This window comes from Leptospiraceae bacterium, from assembly GCA_024233835.1.
In the GTDB taxonomy this organism is placed as follows: Bacteria; Spirochaetota; Leptospiria; order Leptospirales; family Leptospiraceae; genus JACKPC01.
Window position 1 is genome coordinate 572,524 of the sequence record JACKPC010000002.1, and the last position, 19,707, is coordinate 592,230.

Consider the following 19,707-nt stretch of genomic DNA (forward strand, 5'->3'; position numbering starts at 1 on the left):
AGAAAAAATAAATTTTTTAAGCTATAATATTCCTATTCTTCCGGTGTCTTACTGCTTAACATTTTCACAACACAATAAAGCATAAGACCGGAAACCATAAATACTGAAGAAAGCATGATAAACCAGCCCCAGGTATTCAAGCCTTCTGTTTGGATGACCTGCTCTGCAAGGTATATACTACTTGACCACTTCATCGTGTTTCTCCATATTTTTGAGTCCTCTATGAATTAGATAAAAAATCAGTCCGAAAAGACTGAGAATCATAATAAATACTCCTCTTGCTGTATAAGCTTTCTCTATGGCTTCAGAAACCGGGGTTCCTTCTTTTAGAGCTAAGGCTTTCATATAATCCACACTCATCTTGCCGAAATAGTCCGGCAAACTCTGAATAGCAAATACAACAAAAATAATTATCAACACAGTCGGTGTGATATACTTGATCACGAAATCAAAAATTCTCGGTATAGGAATTAAAGCTCCCTCCTCTCCGGATTCTCTACCTTTTTGGGGTCCAATTTTCCATCCGTAAAGAATTACCTGTATAGTAGCCAGAATATAAATTAAGAAAGTACCGATCCAGAAGTCCGTTAGATCCAGAGCAATAAAACCTTTATTATAATAAGCAATAAGAAGTGTAAAAAATAAAGTGAAAGGAAACAGATAAGAAACAGAATACCTCCTTTTTAGATGAAACCCTTCTTCTAAAAAACTGATACCGGGTTGAATCATGGAAATTGAAGAAGTAAGAGCTGCAATGAAGAGAATCGTAAACCAGATAGCACCAAATAATTGTCCGGCAGGCATCAATGAAAACACGGCCGGTAAGGCTATAAAGCCCATTCCAAAAGTTCCAAAACTGGCTACAGTAGCTCCTAAGAATAAAAACCCAACCGGAATGGTAATCATTCCACCGAGGGCAACTTCAACAAATTCATTCACCGAAGAAGCAGAAATCCCGGAAAGGATAACATCATCTTTCTTTCCCAGATAGCTGGAAAAGCTTAAAATAATCCCAAAACCTACAGATAAAGAAAAGAAGATCTGTCCGGCAGCCGCAATCCAAACCTCACCCTTTAAAAGAGAAGACCAATCCGGATTCCACATTTTCCCTAAACCTTTTTCGATCCCATCGAGACTTAATACTCTTCCAAGAACGATAAAAGAACTTAAGAGTAATATAGGAACTGCCTTTTTTGCGAGTGATTCCAGGCCGCGAGATATTCCCAGATAAACAAGGGAAAAGTTAATTACATAGCAGATAAGCACATAATATAAAATATTTCCTTTAAAAGAAAGGCCTGTTTCCGAAGCACCGGTAGTTGCCATAAACGTTTTACTCGCATTATCAACAATAGTCCTGGTATAGGCTTCTGTTCCTTTTTGTATGCCTTCCGGAGCAAGCTGTATAGCGCCTGTAATAAAATCTATAGCATAAGATAAACACCAGGCTTCAATAAATACATAATAAATATAAATTACTACCGGAACAATAATAGCAATTGTACTGGCAAAGCGCAGGGGAAATCCGGATAAAAAATTTCGTAAAATATTGGGAGTACTATGTCCATGACGATTTCCCATTCTACCAAGAATCCATTCGGAAAGGCATACGGGAACCCCAAGTAGTAAAAAGCTAATGATATAGGGTACCATAAAGGCACCTCCTCCATTTTTTACCGCCTGCCCCGGAAACCTCAGGTAATTCCCAAGTCCGATTGCACTACTGGCAACAACGAGAATTACTCCTATTTTACTCCCCCACTTCTCTTTTGGGTTTGGATTAGCCATTCATTCTCCCTTCGTAATAATCTGTAGTCAATTTTATAGGTATTGCTGATTTAGAAAGCAAATATTTCAAAAAGAAAATTCTGATATTAGATGAATTAATTTAAAAAAAGGGTTTGTGATTTTTCTAGTAGGAAATATATTGAGACCATCATCATTATGAATGAAGACCTCCATAGCCATCATGGTAGCTTTCTTGTTTGTCCGGTTCCTCATCAACTAATAGAGGAAGCGAGAATCGTTACCAAAAGACTTAGAGAAGAAAAAAAGAACAAGGATCTTTCCAAAGCTACTCTCAGCATTATTGTAAAGGTAACCGAAAACAGTCTTCATTATTATTTCCTTCGTCCTATAGAGCTAATGAAACTAAATTTCATTGCAAAAGGAATTGTTACAATGGGTGTAAACGCAGGGGTAGAAGTATTGAAGACTTTCGGAGGACAACTCATCGGCCACTTAAATGAAGAGCAGATGAAAACTCTGGCCGATGTCATTGAAGACATATTTGAAGAAATTCCCTGAATATATCCTGCTTATTCTATATTTTTTAATCCTTCCACAATACGCTCCATTTTCATAGAACGACTTCCTTTCACCAGAATCGCCGATGAAGTTGCTACATTTTTCCTTATATAGTGTATTAACTTCTGAATTTCCTCTTCTGTATCCCGAAAATGTGTACTCAGAGTATCTCCCTTTTTCAACTGGAAAGATTTGGATATATACTCAGCATCTTTTCCGAAAGAGAAAATTGCATCAATACCCAGATGATAGGCATATTTTCCTAACTCTTTGTGCATTTTTTTTGAATATTCACCTAACTCTTTCATATCACCCAATATTGCATAAGTCTTAGCCTTCCCTGAGACTTGTTTTAGTGCTTCGAGAGAAGACTTTATTGAGTCCGGATTTGCATTATAGCAATCATCTAATATTTTATATTTCTTATCTATAATATTCAAGCGCTTTGCAGTATTCTCGTAAGTAAAAAAATTTGTAAGTATTCTCTCCGGATCCTGTTTCAGTTTTGTAGCAAGTAGATAAACACCGGACAAATTATATAAGATCTTTTTCCCTATAAAATTCCAGCGGAAAGAACCTGAAGAAAATTTTAATAGGAAGCCTTTCTCATCTTCTTCAAGGATATCTAATACTTTATCTTTTCCGATTCCATAAAGGTGAAGTTGAATTCCTTTCTTTTTAGCCTGCTTTGATATAATATTCAAGTGTGCTATATCTTCCGGAACGAAAAGATGAGTATTTCTTTCCATTCCTTCCATAATTTCAGCTTTTGCTCTGGCAATTTCTTTCGTAGAACCGAGATATTCAATATGGGCTGTTCCCACATTGGTAATCATCGCAAAAGATGGCTTTGCCATAATAGAAAGCCTTGCAATCTCTCCTCTATGATTCATACCCAGTTCACAAATAACTAACTTTGTCTTTTCTCCGATTCGAAACAGGGTAAAAGGTAAACCAATTTCGTTGTTATAATTTTTCTCGGTTACTACCAGCTCTTCTTTTTTAATATGCTTAAAAGCTGTATGCAATAGTTCTTTCGTAGTAGTCTTACCGCTGGACCCAGTTACTGCAATAATGACTGCTTGAAATCGCTTGCGGTGAAACTCAGCCAATTTTCCAAGAGCAATCAATGTATTATCCACAAATATTGCTCCTTCTCTTTCCTTTTCTGAGAGAGATTCCAGTATTATATGGTTCCTTTCACACAAAAAGAATCTGACTCCCCTCTTTATAGCATCCGGAATAAACTCATGACCATCCCGATTTCCCCTCAGAGGAACAAATAAAGTCGAAGTATCACATTCAATGGAGGAAATACTAATATACTGAAATTCAGCCTCTTCTAAAAAATCCATTCCCTGAAAAGAGTTGGAAAGAATACGCTTTATTGCAAATATAGAATAGTTAAAATTCTCTCTCATATTCAAATCTTCCCTGATAATATAAAATAGGAAAGGCCCTTAACGACTTCCGTCATTTTAGGTATATCCAGAGTATCAATTGTATCGGTAGGTAAATGATAATTCTTATTTCTATAGAAAGCTGTATCGGTTATCATTATGGCAGGGTATTCAAATTTCCAGTAGTTACGGTGATCGGAAAAATCAATACCTGTCAATATTCTTGGAGCAGCCAGAACTTCACAGGGAAGTGTTGTATATTCTTTCATAGTGTCTTTAAATAATTTAATATACTCCGAAGAACGTAGATTGCTAACAGCCGCTATAAAATTTCCTTTTCTGGGATACAATAAATTCATTCCGGGAAATGGATAATCCTGAGAGTTTTCCTCATCAGAAAAATAGGCTATCATCTCAAGACAAATCATGAGTTTTATTTTTTCTCCCTTCTCAAATAGAGAACGTGCATGAATGTAGCTTCCCATAGACTGAGTAGAAAAAAATGGTGGTTCTTCAAGGCTGTAAGCTACGAACTCTATTCTATATTTAAGTTGAGATTCTCCTTGCTTCAAAACCCTTGCAAGCTCGATTAAACCGGAAATTCCGGAAGCATTATCATCAGCTCCATCCTGTTCACCGCAAACATCATAATGAGCACCAATTACAATTTTAGGATTCCCTTCTTGACCTATGACAGCCACAATATTCTTATACGTTTCGTTATCAACAATAAACACTTGTTCCTGTGCAACAAGACCTATACTTTCAAATTGCTTTTTTATATAAGCAGCTGATTGATTTAATCCCTCAAGATTATCATAAGACCTATTGGGAAATGAGATCAAGGTTTCCATATGCTCTTTTAACCTGAATGATTCAACTTTTACTTCTTTCATAACTACTTTCCGGGAAATAGAACACTGAATTAGCAGTGTTATAATTATTATTTTAACTAATTTCAATGGTATTGCAATAAAAACTCAAGTACAGATTCTGATTTCATTTTCCTGGCTTTTGAAAATTTCCCATTATTAGTAGAAACAAGGATAGAACCGGCCTCATCGATAATTACAAAAGAGGGAATCCCTTTTTCAATAGGGTTACCGAAACGCCTGACAAAGTCCAAATTTTTATCAAAATGTCCAATATCAACTTTCATTAATAAGTAGCTTTCGGCTAAAACATTCTGTATTTCTTTTTCTCCCAAAATTCTATCCATAGCCATACAATCCCCGCACCAATTAGCTCCAAAAATTAAAAGTAACCTCTTTTTCCCTTCCTGTTTTGCTTTTTCTTTCATAGCTTCGAATTCAGAAACCACATCTAAATTTGGATCATATCCAAGAGATTTCTTATCGGTACTACAGGAATAAATAAAAAAACAGATTATAATAATATATTTAAGCATCTTATAAATATCCTTTATTAATTTACATAAACTCTGTATACTGTTGCTTTTCCACCAACTCCTTTTAGACTTGCCTCCTGCCTTTCCAGTAGATAATGATTCTCTAAAATTTTTTCAGCTACACCGGGAAAAGAATAAATAGAATCTGATATCCATATCTCCCCTGCTTTGGCCAATCCCTGAACCCTCGCTGCTATATTTACAGCCTGTCCAAAATAATCAATCCTTTCATCATTATTGACAGCCAGAGCAGAGCCTTCATTTAAACCGACTTTTAAGCCGAGTTCATATCCCTTTTTCTTCCAGGATTCATTCATTTCCTGAATACGCTTCATCATTTCTCTTGCAGCTAAAAAACCATCAATGGGATTGGAAAAAGTAGCCATAATAGCATCCCCCATAGTTTTAATAATGGCTCCGGAATGAAGTTTTACAACACGCATTAGAATTTCGAAATGTTCCTGAACTAACTTATAAGCCATGTGATCCCCGGCTTTATCATACATCTCCGTAGAACCCCTTAAATCTGTAAACATGATAGTTAAACTTTTTACATTTAAATTAAACCCATCAGAAAGTTGAACGCGAAATAATTCTCTAAATGACTGGTTATTAAATAAATCTTTGGCGGTTAAAAACTTTTTCCTTTGTATCGGATTCTTTATAAACAATTCCATGATACGTTTTTTTTCCGGCCTATAAAGAATTATACTGATAGGTTTCTTACTCAAATTCTTTATTGTCAGGTTTAATTTGTGAGCTCTGAGTTCTATAAGAGAAGGAGAAAAGCTACCGGCAACAAACTGAGCTTCTTGAGTCTCTTCTCCCTTCAATAAATTAGAGGAATAAACGATTTCAATTGCTGCATTATTTTCTATACTGATAAACCTACAAATATCAGTTTCTGACTTTTCGATGGAAAACTCTTTTGTAGAATCGGCTTCAATCACTCCATAAGCTGCAATGCTTTCCATAATATATGAATTTATCTGCGATGCTTTTACAAAGTTCAAACTAAAAAAAGATCGATAGTATTGTTCAAACTTCTGTAAGGATACAGGCTTTAATTTCTTTATCCCGGGGTGAATGGAAAAATCCACTTCTATTTGGTCATCCAAAGAAAAGGTGGTGTCCAGATTACAGGCAGCACAGTGAAATTTATCGTCCTGTATAGTCTGAAAATCTTTCCGAGAAGAAACAATTCCTCCGCAGGCAGGACAGACCAAATTATAACTAAAATCTAAAAGACCTACCTTAGCTGCATGTATAAATAACTCTATACATTGTTCTTCTGAAAAATTATTTTCTTTGGAAAAAGTATAGGGATTTAAATGTCGAAGTTTGTCCTCTTCCAGCTTTGAAAGTATATTACCAAATTGTTCCACTTCTTCTATTGTAAAACTTTTATAGGTTTTTATTGCGTCTAACTTTGAGTTCAGCGCCTGTTCCTGGATCATCTATACTTCCTTATATTTTTAGTTTAATAAACGTTTGACACCAGCTTCGATACCCTGAACACTCAAGAAAAACATGGGAATTATTCCTTCTATGGCGTCGGCTGTAGGCTCAGACCAGTAGACTTCCCTTTCCGGATTCAACCAGATCGAATATCGAAAATGATTCTTTATATCCCGCAGCCTATCGATTCCGGTTTTTTTTCCTTTAGCCAAATCATAACCTGTAAAATCAAGACTTCCTGTTTGCATAAAAAGCTCAAAGGGATGCATAAGTGCATCTCCAACAAAAATTACTCTTGTATCCTCACGAAAGTGTTTCATTAGTTTTTCTACTTCCACAGGTTTTTCTAATCTCTGGTCTGCATACACATAGTCATAAATAATATTATGAAAAAAATAATAATGAAACTCTTTGAAGTGGTTTAACTGGTGCCCGGCAGAGAAAAGTCGGTTAACTCTTCTGGTATGGGGACTCATACTTCCACCAATATCCATTAAGAGAATCAGCTTTAAATTGTTCTTGCGATTTCTATCATATACCAGTTCTAAATCTCCACAGTTCTCACAGGTTTTACGAATCGTCAAATCCATAGACAATTCCAGAGGACCCTGTTTTTTTAATATTCGCAATTTTTTAAGAGCTAATTTTATCTGGCGAATATTTAAGGTTTCATCTGTTCTATAATCTTTATAAATTCTATCCCTGGCTGAATTAATGGCAGAACGATTTTTAGATTCTCCTCCAATTCGTAAGCCCTGGGGATTATAGCCACTGTTTCCAAAAGGAGAAGTTCCCCCGGTTCCTATCCAGTAATTTCCACCATCATGTCTTTCTTTTTGCTCCTGAAGTCTCTTTTCCAATTCATTTAACAATTCTTCATAAGACATATTGGGAGCATCCTGTTTTTGTTTTTCACTTAACTCTTTTTTAATGGCTTTATTCAACCATTCCATTAGTTTATTACGAAATACTTCATCAGTTACTTCTAAACTTTTAAAGGTCTCCGCAAATGCGAGATCAAAATGATCATAATATTTCAAATCCTTAATTAAGCAGGAACGAGAAATATAATAAAATTCTTCCAGACTTAAAGGACCTCTTTCTTCGGTGATTCCTCTTATAGCCTTTAGTAAATCTAAAAGTTCTCCCGTGCTAACCGGAACTTTTCTTTTTCTAATTTTGAAAAAGAAATCAGTAAACATCAATTCCTCTCATTAGCTACTACATGAAAAAGACTTGCAAAATTCATTAAATCTTCTTCATTCTTTATAAGTGTTCCTATATAAGGAATTCTTTGCATACCCCTGAGGTCTGCTCCCTGATATAGTAACACATGAATCCAATCTAGCAATTCACTGGTTGAAGGCTTCTTTCTCAGATCGCTTATCTGCCTTAGTTTGTAAAACGTAGAAATGCAGGTATTTAATAAGCTATGTTGAATATCCGGAAAATGGGCCAGGATGATTTCTTCCATCATTTTCTTATCCGGGAATTCAATGAAATGAAAGATACATCTTCTTAAAAAAGCATCGGGTAATTCTTTTTCATTATTCGAAGTAATAATAAAGAGAGGCCGAATTTTTGCTTCAACTACCTTACCGGTTTCTGTAATTACAAAGCGCATTCGATCCAATTCTAAAAGTAAATCATTCGGAAACTCAATATCAGCCTTGTCAATTTCATCAATTAAAACAATACAGGTCTTTTCTAGTGTAAAAGCTTCCCCTAATGGACCGAGGCGAATATAATCCTCGATATTATGAACATTTCTTCCTGTTTCTTCATCAGGAAAACGAGAGTCGTTCAAACGTGAAACTGCATCATAAAAATACAAACCTTCTTTTGCGAGACTTGTAGATTTGACATGCCATTGAAATAGAGGGCGCTTCTTTTTTAGGGATATATGTTCAGCAAGCAAAGTTTTCCCTGTTCCGGGCTCTCCTTTTACCAGCAGGGGACGACCTGTAATCTCCGCTGTCAAAACCGCTTCCTCTAATTCTCGTGATAGTACATAACCATCCTGTATGTTCAAAGGTTCCTGGCTCATAGATCTACCTTTTAAAAGCTTCTTTACAACATTGAATAAAAAGTTAAAAAAACTCTCAACAAATAAAAAAGGCGGCTTTTTTAGGGCCGCCAGTATGGAAGTCTACCAAAAAGTATCGATATTTACTTATCCAGTTGAGTACCTTCCAGGAGTTTTTCGAGGGGGATTTTATCTTTTGGGAGTTTTGCAAGATTGGAAAATTCCTTTCCTTTGCCATTATACCTTGAATCCTTGGGGTCATAAAAGGGTTTATAATCACCTCTCCAACCCCAGGTAAAAACAGACTTTGCCGGGTCTTGCCCGATAACCAGCTTACGGGAAGAGATATAGCCCACCTGGCTGTTTAATTTCACCTGAACATAAGGTCTTGGAGCCCAGGAGGTGTTATGGTTACGATAGTTAATAGCGGTTACTACAGTTCCTTTTTTAACATCAGCTATTTTATTCTTCATTTCTTTATCAGAATAAAGAGCTGTATCAAAAGTCACTTCTGCTTTACTACTACAATTATAAGCAAAAAGTCCAATCAGGATTATGCTGAGTATTTTTATCATATTCTTCATTTTATCCTCCTTACTGGTGATGGTGTAAAGACTGTTCCAGTCTCGGATCCCCTACGGGAATTAACTTTGCACCTTCCAGAACCTTAAAGATAATAAATCCAAAAAGTCCTGCCATACCAATAGTCACACCAAAGGATACCAGAAGACCGAAAAAAGTGAAGGTTTCAAAATTACTCGGAAATACAATCCAGTATAACTCTATAAACTGAGTTATAACGATATATATAGCTACTTTTGTAAGGTATCCTAAATCTCTCTTGCTCGGTCTATTCAGAAGAAGCAGGAAAGGCACAATGAACTTGATAATAGGCAATAGAATTGTAAGAGGCATCCATCCGCCCACCATTCTCTGCTCATACCAGAAAGTTTCTTCAGGAATATTGGCATACCAGATTAACATGAACTGGCTGAAACCTATATAAGCCCAGAATACACAGAAAGAAAGCATAAACTTACCGATATCATGGATATGGTTTTCGTTTACTGTATCACCGAGGTAACCTGATTTTTTTAATACGGCAATTACCACGATGAAGGAAGAAAGTCCCGCCTGATACATTCCGGCGAAGCTATAAATTCCAAACATGGTGCTAAACCAGTGCGGAGTTAAGGACATGAGTAAGTCAAAAGAAGCCACACAAAAAGTCAGAGCAAAAATTATCAGGTAAGCCGCTGAAAGCTTCACATTTGCATGTGTATGTTTCAAGTCTTTACCTGAATCCTGTTTTACCGAGTTCTTATAGAAAAGCCATCCAAAAAGGGACCAGATCAGGGTAAAAAACACCAATCTACCTACAAAGAAACCGGAGTTTAACCAGGCACTCTTATGTTTTATCAGGTGGTCTTTCGCTACTACTTCCGGATGTGACCATTCAAAAAGATCGTGAATACCGAAGGCCAGAGCTCCTACTAAAAGTATAGTAACCGGTAAAAAAAGACCGTAGGATTCTGTAATCCTTCTTACGGTAACCGACCAATAGGAACCTGTTATATGGCTTATAGCCGTAAAAAAAGTTCCAGCAAGTGCAATTCCAATAATAAAAAAGGTAGCGACAAGCAGAGCAGACCAGGCCGGGTTACTGTGCCCACCATCATGGCGGGAAGCAGTATGTCCCATAGTGATGAAGGCGACTACAAAGCTTACTATCCCGATAACCATCATTCCGATGAGTTTGAATTTCAAATCGGAAGGCATCTTAAAATTGAGTTCATTTTCGTTTATCTTTGCTGCCATTGTCTCCTACCTATTTGCAACCTTTTTATTATGAGCTTCTTGAAGCTTTCTAATATAAAGTATAATTTTCCACCTGTCTTCCGAAGGAATTTGAGGCGCATATTTTCCCATTAAACCTCTACCATTGGTTATGATATGATAAATCTGTCCATCTGACCAGCCCTGAATTTTTTCAGAAACCAGAGGTGGCACTGCATAAGCAAAACGAGGTTTGGGACCTACAACTGTTCCATTTCCTTCTCCCCTTACTCCATGGCAGGGTGTACAGTAAATCTGGTATCTTTCCTCACCTCTTTTGTAAACTGCCAGTGTCTTTTTCGTAACGGGATTGCTTAGCCCTTTTTCCGGATTGGTTAAAGTCTCCGGAGTGGGGTATTTATCTGCCGGATACGGATAAGGATAAAATCCTCTCGGAACCGTTCCTTCAGGAGGAATTCTCGCTCCTGAACTATTTTTTGCAAAGTAATCCGCTTCCTGAGATTCAACTGCATAGGAATCCGCCATATCCGGAAAATATTCCATGGCCGGAACCTTGCGATTACAGCCTGCAGAAAGAAGCGAAATAGCGATTAGAAATAATATTAAGTGTTTTATTTTCATGTATTTCCTCTGACCTTATTTCACAACCGTAACTTCTTTGGCTCCGAGTCCGGTAATAAATGTCTTGACCTCTTCTTCTTTATAACCTGTTGCATCTGCCGGAATCCAGAGCGCAAACTTATGACTGGTTATATCTTTGTGCAAAGGTTTCCTTAAGGGGTTTGAAAAACAGCCGCTCAGATAGAGAAACGCTACCCCGGAGGAGATTGCAGCAAAGAACACAGTGACCTCAAAAATCACCGGCACATAAGCCGGCCAGGCATTTAAGTCCTTACCTGAAAAATTAATAGGCCAGTCAACCGAGTGAACCAGATACGGGAAAAGATAACCCATGAAGCATCCAAAAATTCCCATAAAAAATGTAATCCAGGGAATCCCGGAACGAGCAATACCGGTGGCATCGTCCAATCCGTGAACAGGGTAAGGAGTATAACATTCAAAACCCCTGTATCCCTTTTCTTTGGTTTTCTCTGCTGCCTCGAGGATTTCATCGGGCCCATCGAAAAGCCCGAATACTCCTTTTTCAGCTTCTTTATAAGTATGAAATTGTTCCGGTAAAATCTTTGGAATAGGCATCAGTGATGTCCTCCTTTAGTAGGCATAACAGATTTCACTTCGGCAGCCGCAATCACAGGAAGCACTCTACAGAAAAGCAAGAAGAGTGTAAAAAATAGTCCAAAGGAACCAATCAAGAGAAGCACATCAAATTTTGTTGGAACATAAAGTGCCCAGCTCGAAGGTTGGAAGTCGCGGTGCAGAGTCATTACAATCACAAAACGTTCAAACCACATTCCAATGTTTACAAAGATAGAAGCTGCAAACATAACAGGAATACTGGTTCTCAATTTTTTAAACCAGAAAATCTGGGGTGAAATTACGTTACAGGATATCATAATCCAGTAGGCCCAGGCGTAAGGACCGAAAGCACGGTTTACGAAAGCAAAACCTTCATATTCGTTACCGGAATACCAGGCAATGAAAAACTCAGTTCCGTAGGCCAGACCCACCATTAAACCTGTTACCATGATCACCTTGTTCATATTTTCAAGGTGTTTCAATGTAATATATTCTTTCAGGTTAAATACTTGTCTGGCAATTACCATCAGGGTTACTACCATCGCAAAACCGGAGAAAATCGCACCGGCAACGAAGTAAGGAGGAAAGATAGTAGTGTGCCATCCGGGAAGAATTGAAACCGCAAAGTCAAAGCTCACTATCGTGTGAACCGAAAGAACGAGAGGAGTCGAAAGGGCTGAAAGTATCAAAGATACCATCTCAAGATGAGACCAGCTTCTATTTGAACCTACCCAACCAAAAGATAGAGCGCTATACACCATTTTCTTGAGTTTGTGTTCCGTTCTATCACGTATAGTAGCAATATCCGGGATTAAACCTATATACCAGAATACCACCGATACTGCAAAGTAAGTAGAAACCGCAAAAGTATCCCAGATCAAAGGAGAGCGGAAGTTCACCCAGAGAGGTCCTCTTTCGTTCGGATAGGGGAAAAGCCAGAACCCAAACCAGGGACGTCCGATGTGAATAATCAACTGACTGGCAGCCGTTAAAACTGCAAAGATGGTCATCGCTTCTGCGGCACGGTTAATACCGGTTCTCCACTTCTGCCGGAACAGGAATAGAACCGCGGAAATTAGAGTTCCCGCGTGACCGATACCGACCCAGAAAACGAAGTTTACAATGAAGAATCCCCAACCTACAGGATTATTAACCCCGAGGATATAAAGACCTTCATACATGAGGTAACCGATGATTCCGAGGAACATCAGGAGAATACTCAGAGAAAGGGTAAAAGCCCCCCACCAGAGTTTAGTGGGAAAGCTCTCGACCGGCCTTGAGATATCGTCCGAAACGTCCTTATAATTTTTTCCGCCCTCAACCAGCGGAGTAATTCCCAATTCTTGTTTTACTGCTTCTGACATTGACATAATTACTTATCCGCCTTATACCGAATTTCTAACTCTGCTTAGGTAAGTCACAGAGGGGATCGTGTTGATGAATTCCAGGATCTTGTAACTTCTCTTATCATTAAAGCTACCCGATACTATGGATTTCGGATCATTAATATTACCAAAAGTAATCGCATCAGCAGGACAGGACTCCTGACAGGCTGTCTTTAAGTCACCATCTTTTACCGTATCACGACCGGCATTCTTTGCAGCGATTCTCTTTTCAGCAATTCGACTATTACAGAAAGTACATTTTTCCATAACCCCGCGGGAACGAACTGTAACATCCGGGTTAAAACCAAGATACCTCGGTGCTTTCACAGTATCTTTTCCATTCCAGTGGTTCATCCAGTTAAAACGTCTTACTTTATACGGACAGTTATTGGAACAATAACGAGTTCCCACGCAACGGTTATATACCATGTCGTTGGTTCCTTCGTTACCATGTACTGTAGCTGCCACAGGGCAAACGGTTTCACAGGGAGCATTCTCACAGTGCTGGCACATTACCGGTTGATGAGCAATCGCCATAGTTTCCGGTTCTTCCGGGTTTCCTATGTAATATCTGTCAATCCGTAACCAGTGCATTTCCCGTCCGACACGAACTTCATCCCGTCCTACAACCGGAATGTTGTTTTCAACCTGGCAGGCTACTACACAGGCAGAACATCCGGTACAGAGGGTCAGGTCAATAGATAAGCCCCATCTCTGCGGTCCGTAGATAAACGCGTCGTTCATTCCTTTGGATTTTACTATATTTCCCTTACCGTCTTTAATGTTCGGTATTTCTACATCGGGAGTCTTAGGCTGCTTTTTCCAGTCTGCAAAACTCTGAGAGTAGATAAGCGGTCTTTCATGGGCATAAGGTTTTAGAAGAGAACCGGCGATACCTGTTCTGGGTTTTTGTCCCGGAACTGCGGTCGGGTTCATCATGTGGTGATCCTGAGTGGAAGCCAGTTTATAGGTTTTCCCGGTTTTTTCCAGACTTACGCTTAAACCGGAATACTGTAAAAGTCCACCATTCAGTTTTGCCAGCTCATAGGTATTTACACCTATGCCATTTCCAACGCTACCGGCTGCGGTTCTGCCATATCCAATAGCAATTCCCACGGCCTCTTTATGCATTCCCGGTTGGATTTGAACGGGCAAATCAATCTTTTTCCCATTAACACTGACGGCAACTACATCGTTTGATTTTAAACCCTTTTCTGTAGCCAGGGTAGGTGAAATAGCTACATAGTTGTCCCAGGTAATTTTTGAAATTGGATCCGGAAGTTCCTGACGCAAAGAGTTATTCGCTCCGGAACCATCTCCCAGACCTACTGTTTCATAAAGCGATAAGCTCAGGCCTTTAGTACTATTTCCAAGAGAACTTACCGAAGCTCCGTTAAACCCACGACTTCCGGCTGTACCGGCTGTTTGAGTTCCCGGAATTATACCCAGTCGAAGAAAATCTTCCCAGGCACGATTACCACCCAGACGCGCAGTATATTTAGATTTTAATAATTCGTAGTAGGAACTTTCGATTCCTGTCCACTTCATAAAAGATTCTTCAACGGAACGAGTATCGAAAAGAGGGCGGATAGCAGGCTGTTGAATACTGACTACTCCCTTAACTGCCTCAACGTCTCCCCAGGATTCAAGGAAATGGCTTGTTGGAGCAAGCCAGTTAGAAAGACCGGCAGTCTCGTCGACTCTGTCACTCAAAGAAACAGTTAAAGCTGCTCCTCCGAGAAGTTCCTTCCATTTCAGGTTAGGAAGTTGATAGGCCGGGTTCAGATTGGTAATAAATAGAACCCCTACCGACTTACTTTTTAATTCTGAAACTAATTTTTTAAGATTACCTGTATAATTTACACCCTCAGCACGAGGACTTGCATGATTAACCGTAATTCCGTCATTACCCAGGATAGAGTTCAACATATTTACGGCGACCTGTAGCTCCACTGCATCTTCTGTTGAAGCAGATACTCCACCTGCAACAATCAGAGAAGCTCCTTTCGCTGCCCAGAGTTCTTTTGCAACTTTTTGAAAAGAAGCCTTTGGAACTCCCAGCTCAGAACAAAGCGTATCCAGTTTATAAGCCGAAACAGCAGCCGGAACTCCTGCACCTAATTCAGCTAAGGCCAGAGCCAGAGCGAATGCAGCTTTTCTTTGATCTCCAGGTTTAATAGCTAACCTGGCATCTGCATTTGAGCCGGTAACTGTAGGAACAGATTCTATAGCATAATAGGTATTGATTTCACCTGTATCGGATTTAATCTTTCTTCTTCCGGCAAATTGCTTGGTAAATTCCACCGGTGAAATCCAGGTTCCGAGGAAATCTGCATCGATAGAAACCACAACCCTCGCCCTATCAAAATGGTAATTCGGAACTACCGAACGTCCATAGGATTTTTCTGAAGCCAGAGCAATCGCTTCTTCAGCTCCGGTAGCTGAAAATTCTACAATTTCCCCTCCCCCATTTGCAGCTAAGAACTTTTCGAGAACTTCGCGGGCTGTAGGAGAATTGATAGGAGAAGTCAATATCCTCGTTTTACCGGGATTCGCAGTTAAAGCTTTCTTTACTGCTTCATCGAGTGATTTCCAATCAGACTTCTTCGCGTCTCCCTTACTCAGCATCATGGGTTCACGGGTTCTTTCCGGGTCGTACAGGTCAAAGATACTAACCTGACCGGAAGCGCAGAGACCTCCGCGACTTCCGATATGGTCGGGATTACCTTCTAACTTTAAAGGCCTTCCATCCTTAGACCGTACCAAAACTCCACAACCGGCTGAACAGGTTCTACAGGTAGAGGAGTAGAATAAAGAATGACCATGTTTCACTTCTTCCGGTGCATTTACGTAGGGAATTATTTTCTCAACCGGCTTACGTACACAATTCAGGGTGGTCATCGCCATGGAAGCACCCATGAGTTTTAGAAAGGTGCTGCGGTCAAATTTACCCGTTTTCATCCTTTCTATCAGGGAATCAGGAGAAGTATAAAACTCCTGATTTTGCAGATCTGTTAGGTCTTCCCTACTCTTTGTTTCGTAAGATTGCCAGTGTAACTTCTTTTCGTTTTGAAAATTTCGTAATTCGGACATTTAGTATAAACTCCTAATTCTTACCTGTGACACGTTGAACAGTCATTCGGCGCGTTGTTTTCTCTATGGCAATTCACACAATAACCCATGTTTAAAGATTCCACTTGCTTCACCTTTTCCATCTCGGCTACGTTTCCGTGGCATTTCGAACAATCTACCCCCCGGGAAATATGCCTTGAATGGTTGAAAAACACGAAATCGGGCTGGTCATGAACCTTTATCCACTCGATTGGCCTGTCATTCTTGTGCATTTCTTTCAACCACTTGATGTTCGGATTATCCTGAGCTGCCAGGATATGGCAGTTCATACAGGTTCCGGTCGGTGGCACACTGGCATGAGCTGAAGTTTCTACCGTTGTATGGCAGTACCGACAGTCCATCTTGTTGTCACCTGCGTGAAGTTTATGGTTAAAGGGAATCGGTTGGTCGGGAGCATACCCTTCATGTTTGGAAGGGGAAAAGATGAGAATGGCTAATGCTGCAAAGACGATCAGCGGAGCCGTTATCTTTATTGCTTGTTTGTTCATTCCGAGATGTTCCTTTTATTTAGCAAGTTTCCAATTATTCTCATGTGAACCAATACAGGATTGGTAATACCCTGCAAGTATATTTGGATAGATAAATGCAGGATAAGAAAGCTGTAAGTGATTTGCACCTCACATTCACAGTTTTTCCTATAACATACCACTTTTTTGGGTATAGGGGAAATTGAATAGTAATTTTATACTATGGAGTTTAGATCCTTATGTCTCAGGGATATGTTTTTTATCAGGTTGTTTTTTCCCGTCCGGCTACTTTAATATCCGACTTGAGAAAGCGTAGCCCATCGGGACTTCGATACGCTTCGCTACTCAGTCTCCGATTCCCGCTAACTGAGCCAGGCTGAAGTGAAGCGTCCGGTTTGGAGATTATGTGTATAAAGAATACGTTTCGGATCTTATTAGAACTCTTCACCAAGTCGACAAAAAAAGCGATTCAGGTAAACTTCATCAAATTCGGTGATTTTTGCGATAAATGCAAGTTCTGCCCCTGCTTTCTTTAGGTTTATAGCAGTACGAAGTTTTCCCTTCCTTTCTGCTCGCTTTGTTTGCAGATCTGCCAACCGCTTAGCTTCAGCAATCCCTTTTTCATAGCCTTCTTTAATGAGTGTCTCTGCGATTGTTGGCATTGTATTCTTACTTACTCCTTCCAGATTGATATTTTCAGCTACTTTTTTCAGGCTGTCAAGTGTTATTTCGGTGCTACTCCTTACCAGGTAGCGCATGGTTATTTCTATCCATCTCAAGGCCCTGCTTTCATCCTGTAGCTTCTCGAATAGTTTGAATATTCTGGGTAGTCTCTCTTCCAGTTCCGAGGAAAAGATGTTTTTCAGCAGGTGAAAAGCCGTTTGTAAGATCACATTCCCTTTGATTTCTTCATCTGAATATTTGGATAGGTCATAAAGTCTATACTGAAAATCCGGTATATAGCTTTCATAGGCCGGTAGATGTTCGATTATCGGTTTCAGACTGGTGCCGCTTCTCCAGCGGCTTTTACCGTGGTAAAGGACTATCGGGAGAACGATGGGCAGCTTACCCCTATTTTTGTTTAGCTTCAAATGTCTTTCCCAGATAGATAAAATATATTTCAAAAGTTGCAATGCGGTATACTTTCCGGGTCTACTTTTATGGTCAAAGAGTGTGTATAAATACCCGTTTTTCTGGTGAATCTTTACCCGGTAGAGAACATCCGAAAAGCCTTCTTTTAGCTTATCATCTACAAAGCTTTCCTTTTCTAATTCGAGAGTTTCAAGGTCGATTTCCTTTAGTAGTTCGGGTGGTAGATAGTTTTGGAAGAAGTCGATTGCATTTTCCTTCTCTGTCATCAGGGACTTGAAAAACTTATCATGGATGTTTTCAGAATTCATGAGAATGTCAGGAAATTATATTGGGGGAAAACTGTCCAGAAGATTTACTATACGTTTATTAGCTATTTATGGAATCACTGTTTGGAGAAAGCTAAATTTTAATACTTTATTCTCCGTTTTTAAATGATGAAAGATTTATTTTGATATGACTGAATTTAGTAATTTCGCAAGTTTAAAGTTTCGCTTTTTTGAAAAAGCGATCCAGGTAAACTTCTTCAAGTTCGGTGATTTTTGCGATAAAGGCAAGTTCTGCCCCTGCTTTCTTTAGGTTCATAGCAGTACGAAGCTTTTCTTTGCGCTTTTCCCGCTTTGCACGCAGATCCGCTTTAGCAATCCCTTTTTCATAGCCTTCTTTAATGAGTGTCTCTGCGATTGTTGGCATTGTATTCTTACTTACTCCTTCCAGATTGATATTTTCAGCTACTTTTTTCAGGCTGTCAAGTGTTATTTCGGTGCTACTCCTTACCAGGTAGCGCATGGTTATTTCTATCCATCTCAAGGCCCTGCTTTCATCCTGTAGCTTCTCGAATAGTTTGAATATTCTGGGTAGTCTCTCTTCCAGTTCCGAGGAAAAGATGTTTTTCAGCAGGTGAAAAGCCGTTTGTAAGATCACATTCCCTTTGATTTCTTCATCTGAATATTTGGATAGGTCATAAAGTCTATACTGAAAATCCGGTATATAGCTTTCATAGGCCGGTAGATGTTCGATTATCGGTTTGAGACTGGTGCCGCTTCTCCAGCGGCTTTTACCGTGGTAAAGAACTATCGGGAGAACGATGGGCAGCTTACCCCTATTTTTGTTTAACTTCAGATGTCTTTCCCAGATAGATAAAATATATTTCAAAAGTTGCAATGCGGTATACTTTCCGGGTCTACTTTTATGGTCAAAGAGTGTGTATAAATACCCGGTTTTTTGGTGAATCTTTACCCGGTAGAGAACATCCGAAAAGCCTTCTTTTAGCTTATCATCTACAAAGCTTTCCTTTTCTAATTCGAGAGTTTCAAGGTCGATTTCCTTTAGTAGTTCGGGTGGTAGATAGTTTTGGAAGAAGTCGATTGCATTTTCCTTCTCTGTCATCAGGGACTTAAAAAACTTATCATGGATGTTTTCGGAATTCATGAGAATGTCAGGAAATTATATTGGGGGAAAACTGTCCAGAATATTTACTATACATTTATTGGCTATTTATGGAATCACTGACTACCTGTATATGAAAAAAAAAATCGCTCTGTATTTTTCCCTACTATTCAAACTCTATAGCTTTATCCAATTCGATTATACTTCCCGTCTGCGGAACTATTGTTATCTTTTTCAGACCGGGTTTGGGTAGTTCCTTCAATTCAACTTTTATTTCATTCGGTGATATCCATTCCGCGATAAAAGGGTTTAATCCTTCGATAATAACTTTAGAGCCTTCCATAAAACCATTTCCAAAAATCTGGATTGACATGCCCCACCACTACCAATCGTAATGGTGTAAATCTCCCTATCAAGCAATTTTTTTCAAATATTCAAATGGAGAAATTCCTCCAAGAGCACTATGTGGTCTTGAGCTATTATAGTGTTCTCTCCATTCTGAAATGATTTGTTTTGCTTCCTTTAAGTCTTTAAACCCATTTTCATTCAAACATTCATTCCGAAACTTGCCATTAAAACTTTCTACAAATGCATTTTGAGTTGGTTTCCCTTTCTGGATAAGAGGAAAAGAACAATCAGAAACAAATTTAGG

Annotated in this window: 20 protein-coding genes; 1 reads left to right on the forward strand and 19 read right to left on the reverse strand. The window is 39.0% G+C overall.

All coding sequences use genetic code 11. The features are described from left to right. Nucleotides 1-32 precede the first annotated feature (32 nt). Together H7A25_11815 and H7A25_11820 are read right to left on the reverse strand one after the other, a co-directional pair. Nucleotides 33-194: a hypothetical protein gene (locus H7A25_11815; protein ID MCP5500584.1), complete on the reverse strand. Its 162-nt coding sequence runs from the start codon at nucleotides 192-194 to the stop codon at nucleotides 33-35. Beyond that, complete coding sequence (locus tag H7A25_11820; protein MCP5500585.1) at nucleotides 178-1,788, reverse strand: sodium-dependent transporter; 1,611 nt, start codon at nucleotides 1,786-1,788, stop codon at nucleotides 178-180. The genes H7A25_11815 and H7A25_11820 overlap by 17 nt, the downstream gene beginning before the upstream one ends. A gap of 156 nt (nucleotides 1,789-1,944) precedes the next feature. Between H7A25_11820 and H7A25_11825 the strand changes: the two genes are divergently transcribed. Further along, nucleotides 1,945-2,307, forward strand: coding sequence for a hypothetical protein (locus H7A25_11825; protein ID MCP5500586.1), 363 nt, complete (start codon nucleotides 1,945-1,947; stop codon nucleotides 2,305-2,307). Nucleotides 2,308-2,318: 11 nt separating this feature from the next. Here H7A25_11825 and murF read toward each other — a convergent pair whose 3' ends face one another. The 17 genes from murF to H7A25_11910 form a co-directional block, all read right to left on the reverse strand. Then, nucleotides 2,319-3,728, reverse strand: a complete 1,410-nt coding sequence (gene murF / locus H7A25_11830; protein ID MCP5500587.1) for a UDP-N-acetylmuramoyl-tripeptide--D-alanyl-D-alanine ligase — start codon at nucleotides 3,726-3,728, stop codon at nucleotides 2,319-2,321. Between the two features lie 2 nt (nucleotides 3,729-3,730). Then, the gene (locus tag H7A25_11835; GenBank protein MCP5500588.1) at nucleotides 3,731-4,561 is read right to left on the reverse strand and encodes a M28 family peptidase; all 831 of its coding nucleotides are present in this window, start codon (nucleotides 4,559-4,561) and stop codon (nucleotides 3,731-3,733) included. A 104-nt stretch (nucleotides 4,562-4,665) separates the two neighbouring features. Continuing rightward, nucleotides 4,666-5,115, reverse strand: coding sequence for a thioredoxin family protein (locus H7A25_11840; protein ID MCP5500589.1), 450 nt, complete (start codon nucleotides 5,113-5,115; stop codon nucleotides 4,666-4,668). A gap of 17 nt (nucleotides 5,116-5,132) precedes the next feature. Beyond that, a complete protein-coding gene (locus H7A25_11845) occupies nucleotides 5,133-6,572 on the reverse strand; it encodes an adenylate/guanylate cyclase domain-containing protein (protein ID MCP5500590.1) in 1,440 nt (479 codons plus the stop codon). Nucleotides 6,573-6,590: 18 nt separating this feature from the next. Continuing rightward, nucleotides 6,591-7,775 (reverse strand): hypothetical protein, encoded by a 1,185-nt coding sequence (locus tag H7A25_11850; GenBank protein ID MCP5500591.1) that lies wholly within the window; start codon nucleotides 7,773-7,775, stop codon nucleotides 6,591-6,593. Next, the gene (locus H7A25_11855; GenBank protein ID MCP5500592.1) at nucleotides 7,775-8,620 is read right to left on the reverse strand and encodes a MoxR family ATPase; all 846 of its coding nucleotides are present in this window, start codon (nucleotides 8,618-8,620) and stop codon (nucleotides 7,775-7,777) included. The genes H7A25_11850 and H7A25_11855 overlap by 1 nt, the downstream gene beginning before the upstream one ends. Nucleotides 8,621-8,742: 122 nt before the next feature. Next, the gene (locus H7A25_11860) at nucleotides 8,743-9,183 is read right to left on the reverse strand and encodes a hypothetical protein (protein ID MCP5500593.1); all 441 of its coding nucleotides are present in this window, start codon (nucleotides 9,181-9,183) and stop codon (nucleotides 8,743-8,745) included. Between the two features lie 10 nt (nucleotides 9,184-9,193). Beyond that, complete coding sequence (locus H7A25_11865) at nucleotides 9,194-10,417, reverse strand: hypothetical protein (GenBank protein MCP5500594.1); 1,224 nt, start codon at nucleotides 10,415-10,417, stop codon at nucleotides 9,194-9,196. A gap of 6 nt (nucleotides 10,418-10,423) precedes the next feature. After that, the gene (locus H7A25_11870; protein MCP5500595.1) at nucleotides 10,424-11,017 is read right to left on the reverse strand and encodes a cytochrome c; all 594 of its coding nucleotides are present in this window, start codon (nucleotides 11,015-11,017) and stop codon (nucleotides 10,424-10,426) included. Nucleotides 11,018-11,032: 15 nt separating this feature from the next. After that, complete coding sequence (locus H7A25_11875; protein MCP5500596.1) at nucleotides 11,033-11,593, reverse strand: DUF3341 domain-containing protein; 561 nt, start codon at nucleotides 11,591-11,593, stop codon at nucleotides 11,033-11,035. Next, complete coding sequence (nrfD, locus tag H7A25_11880; protein ID MCP5500597.1) at nucleotides 11,593-12,957, reverse strand: polysulfide reductase NrfD; 1,365 nt, start codon at nucleotides 12,955-12,957, stop codon at nucleotides 11,593-11,595. Before nrfD ends, H7A25_11875 begins: the two co-directional genes overlap by 1 nt. Before the next feature lie 21 nt (nucleotides 12,958-12,978). After that, on the reverse strand, nucleotides 12,979-16,071 hold the full coding sequence (locus tag H7A25_11885) for a 4Fe-4S dicluster domain-containing protein (GenBank protein MCP5500598.1): 3,093 nt from the start codon (nucleotides 16,069-16,071) through the stop codon (nucleotides 12,979-12,981). A gap of 20 nt (nucleotides 16,072-16,091) precedes the next feature. Then, nucleotides 16,092-16,598: a cytochrome c3 family protein gene (locus H7A25_11890; GenBank protein MCP5500599.1), complete on the reverse strand. Its 507-nt coding sequence runs from the start codon at nucleotides 16,596-16,598 to the stop codon at nucleotides 16,092-16,094. A gap of 413 nt (nucleotides 16,599-17,011) precedes the next feature. After that, nucleotides 17,012-17,977 carry an Rpn family recombination-promoting nuclease/putative transposase gene (locus H7A25_11895; GenBank protein MCP5500600.1) on the reverse strand — a complete coding sequence of 322 codons (966 nt, stop codon included), beginning with the start codon at nucleotides 17,975-17,977 and terminating at the stop codon, nucleotides 17,012-17,014. 172 nt (nucleotides 17,978-18,149) lie between these two features. Next, on the reverse strand, nucleotides 18,150-19,097 hold the full coding sequence (locus H7A25_11900; GenBank protein ID MCP5500601.1) for an Rpn family recombination-promoting nuclease/putative transposase: 948 nt from the start codon (nucleotides 19,095-19,097) through the stop codon (nucleotides 18,150-18,152). 124 nt (nucleotides 19,098-19,221) lie between these two features. Next, on the reverse strand, nucleotides 19,222-19,428 hold the full coding sequence (locus tag H7A25_11905) for a hypothetical protein (protein ID MCP5500602.1): 207 nt from the start codon (nucleotides 19,426-19,428) through the stop codon (nucleotides 19,222-19,224). 39 nt (nucleotides 19,429-19,467) lie between these two features. Further along, nucleotides 19,468-19,674: a transposase gene (locus H7A25_11910; GenBank protein ID MCP5500603.1), complete on the reverse strand. Its 207-nt coding sequence runs from the start codon at nucleotides 19,672-19,674 to the stop codon at nucleotides 19,468-19,470. Between the last annotated feature and the right edge of the window lie 33 nt (nucleotides 19,675-19,707).

What these genes read in the sequence shown, in the direction of transcription:
- H7A25_11815 (MCP5500584.1), bottom strand. Translation starts at nt 194, where the DNA reads ATGAAGTGGTCAAGTAGTATATACCTTGCAGAGCAGGTCATCCAAACA.
- H7A25_11820 (MCP5500585.1), bottom strand. Translation starts at nt 1,788, where the DNA reads ATGGCTAATCCAAACCCAAAAGAGAAGTGGGGGAGTAAAATAGGAGTA.
- H7A25_11825 (MCP5500586.1), top strand. Translation starts at nt 1,945, where the DNA reads ATGAATGAAGACCTCCATAGCCATCATGGTAGCTTTCTTGTTTGTCCG.
- murF (MCP5500587.1), bottom strand. Translation starts at nt 3,728, where the DNA reads ATGAGAGAGAATTTTAACTATTCTATATTTGCAATAAAGCGTATTCTT.
- H7A25_11835 (MCP5500588.1), bottom strand. Translation starts at nt 4,561, where the DNA reads ATGGAAACCTTGATCTCATTTCCCAATAGGTCTTATGATAATCTTGAG.
- H7A25_11840 (MCP5500589.1), bottom strand. Translation starts at nt 5,115, where the DNA reads ATGCTTAAATATATTATTATAATCTGTTTTTTTATTTATTCCTGTAGT.
- H7A25_11845 (MCP5500590.1), bottom strand. Translation starts at nt 6,572, where the DNA reads ATGATCCAGGAACAGGCGCTGAACTCAAAGTTAGACGCAATAAAAACC.
- H7A25_11850 (MCP5500591.1), bottom strand. Translation starts at nt 7,775, where the DNA reads ATGTTTACTGATTTCTTTTTCAAAATTAGAAAAAGAAAAGTTCCGGTT.
- H7A25_11855 (MCP5500592.1), bottom strand. Translation starts at nt 8,620, where the DNA reads ATGAGCCAGGAACCTTTGAACATACAGGATGGTTATGTACTATCACGA.
- H7A25_11860 (MCP5500593.1), bottom strand. Translation starts at nt 9,183, where the DNA reads ATGAAGAATATGATAAAAATACTCAGCATAATCCTGATTGGACTTTTT.
- H7A25_11865 (MCP5500594.1), bottom strand. Translation starts at nt 10,417, where the DNA reads ATGGCAGCAAAGATAAACGAAAATGAACTCAATTTTAAGATGCCTTCC.
- H7A25_11870 (MCP5500595.1), bottom strand. Translation starts at nt 11,017, where the DNA reads ATGAAAATAAAACACTTAATATTATTTCTAATCGCTATTTCGCTTCTT.
- H7A25_11875 (MCP5500596.1), bottom strand. Translation starts at nt 11,593, where the DNA reads ATGCCTATTCCAAAGATTTTACCGGAACAATTTCATACTTATAAAGAA.
- nrfD (MCP5500597.1), bottom strand. Translation starts at nt 12,957, where the DNA reads ATGTCAGAAGCAGTAAAACAAGAATTGGGAATTACTCCGCTGGTTGAG.
- H7A25_11885 (MCP5500598.1), bottom strand. Translation starts at nt 16,071, where the DNA reads ATGTCCGAATTACGAAATTTTCAAAACGAAAAGAAGTTACACTGGCAA.
- H7A25_11890 (MCP5500599.1), bottom strand. Translation starts at nt 16,598, where the DNA reads ATGAACAAACAAGCAATAAAGATAACGGCTCCGCTGATCGTCTTTGCA.
- H7A25_11895 (MCP5500600.1), bottom strand. Translation starts at nt 17,977, where the DNA reads ATGAATTCTGAAAACATCCATGATAAGTTTTTCAAGTCCCTGATGACA.
- H7A25_11900 (MCP5500601.1), bottom strand. Translation starts at nt 19,097, where the DNA reads ATGAATTCCGAAAACATCCATGATAAGTTTTTTAAGTCCCTGATGACA.
- H7A25_11905 (MCP5500602.1), bottom strand. Translation starts at nt 19,428, where the DNA reads ATGTCAATCCAGATTTTTGGAAATGGTTTTATGGAAGGCTCTAAAGTT.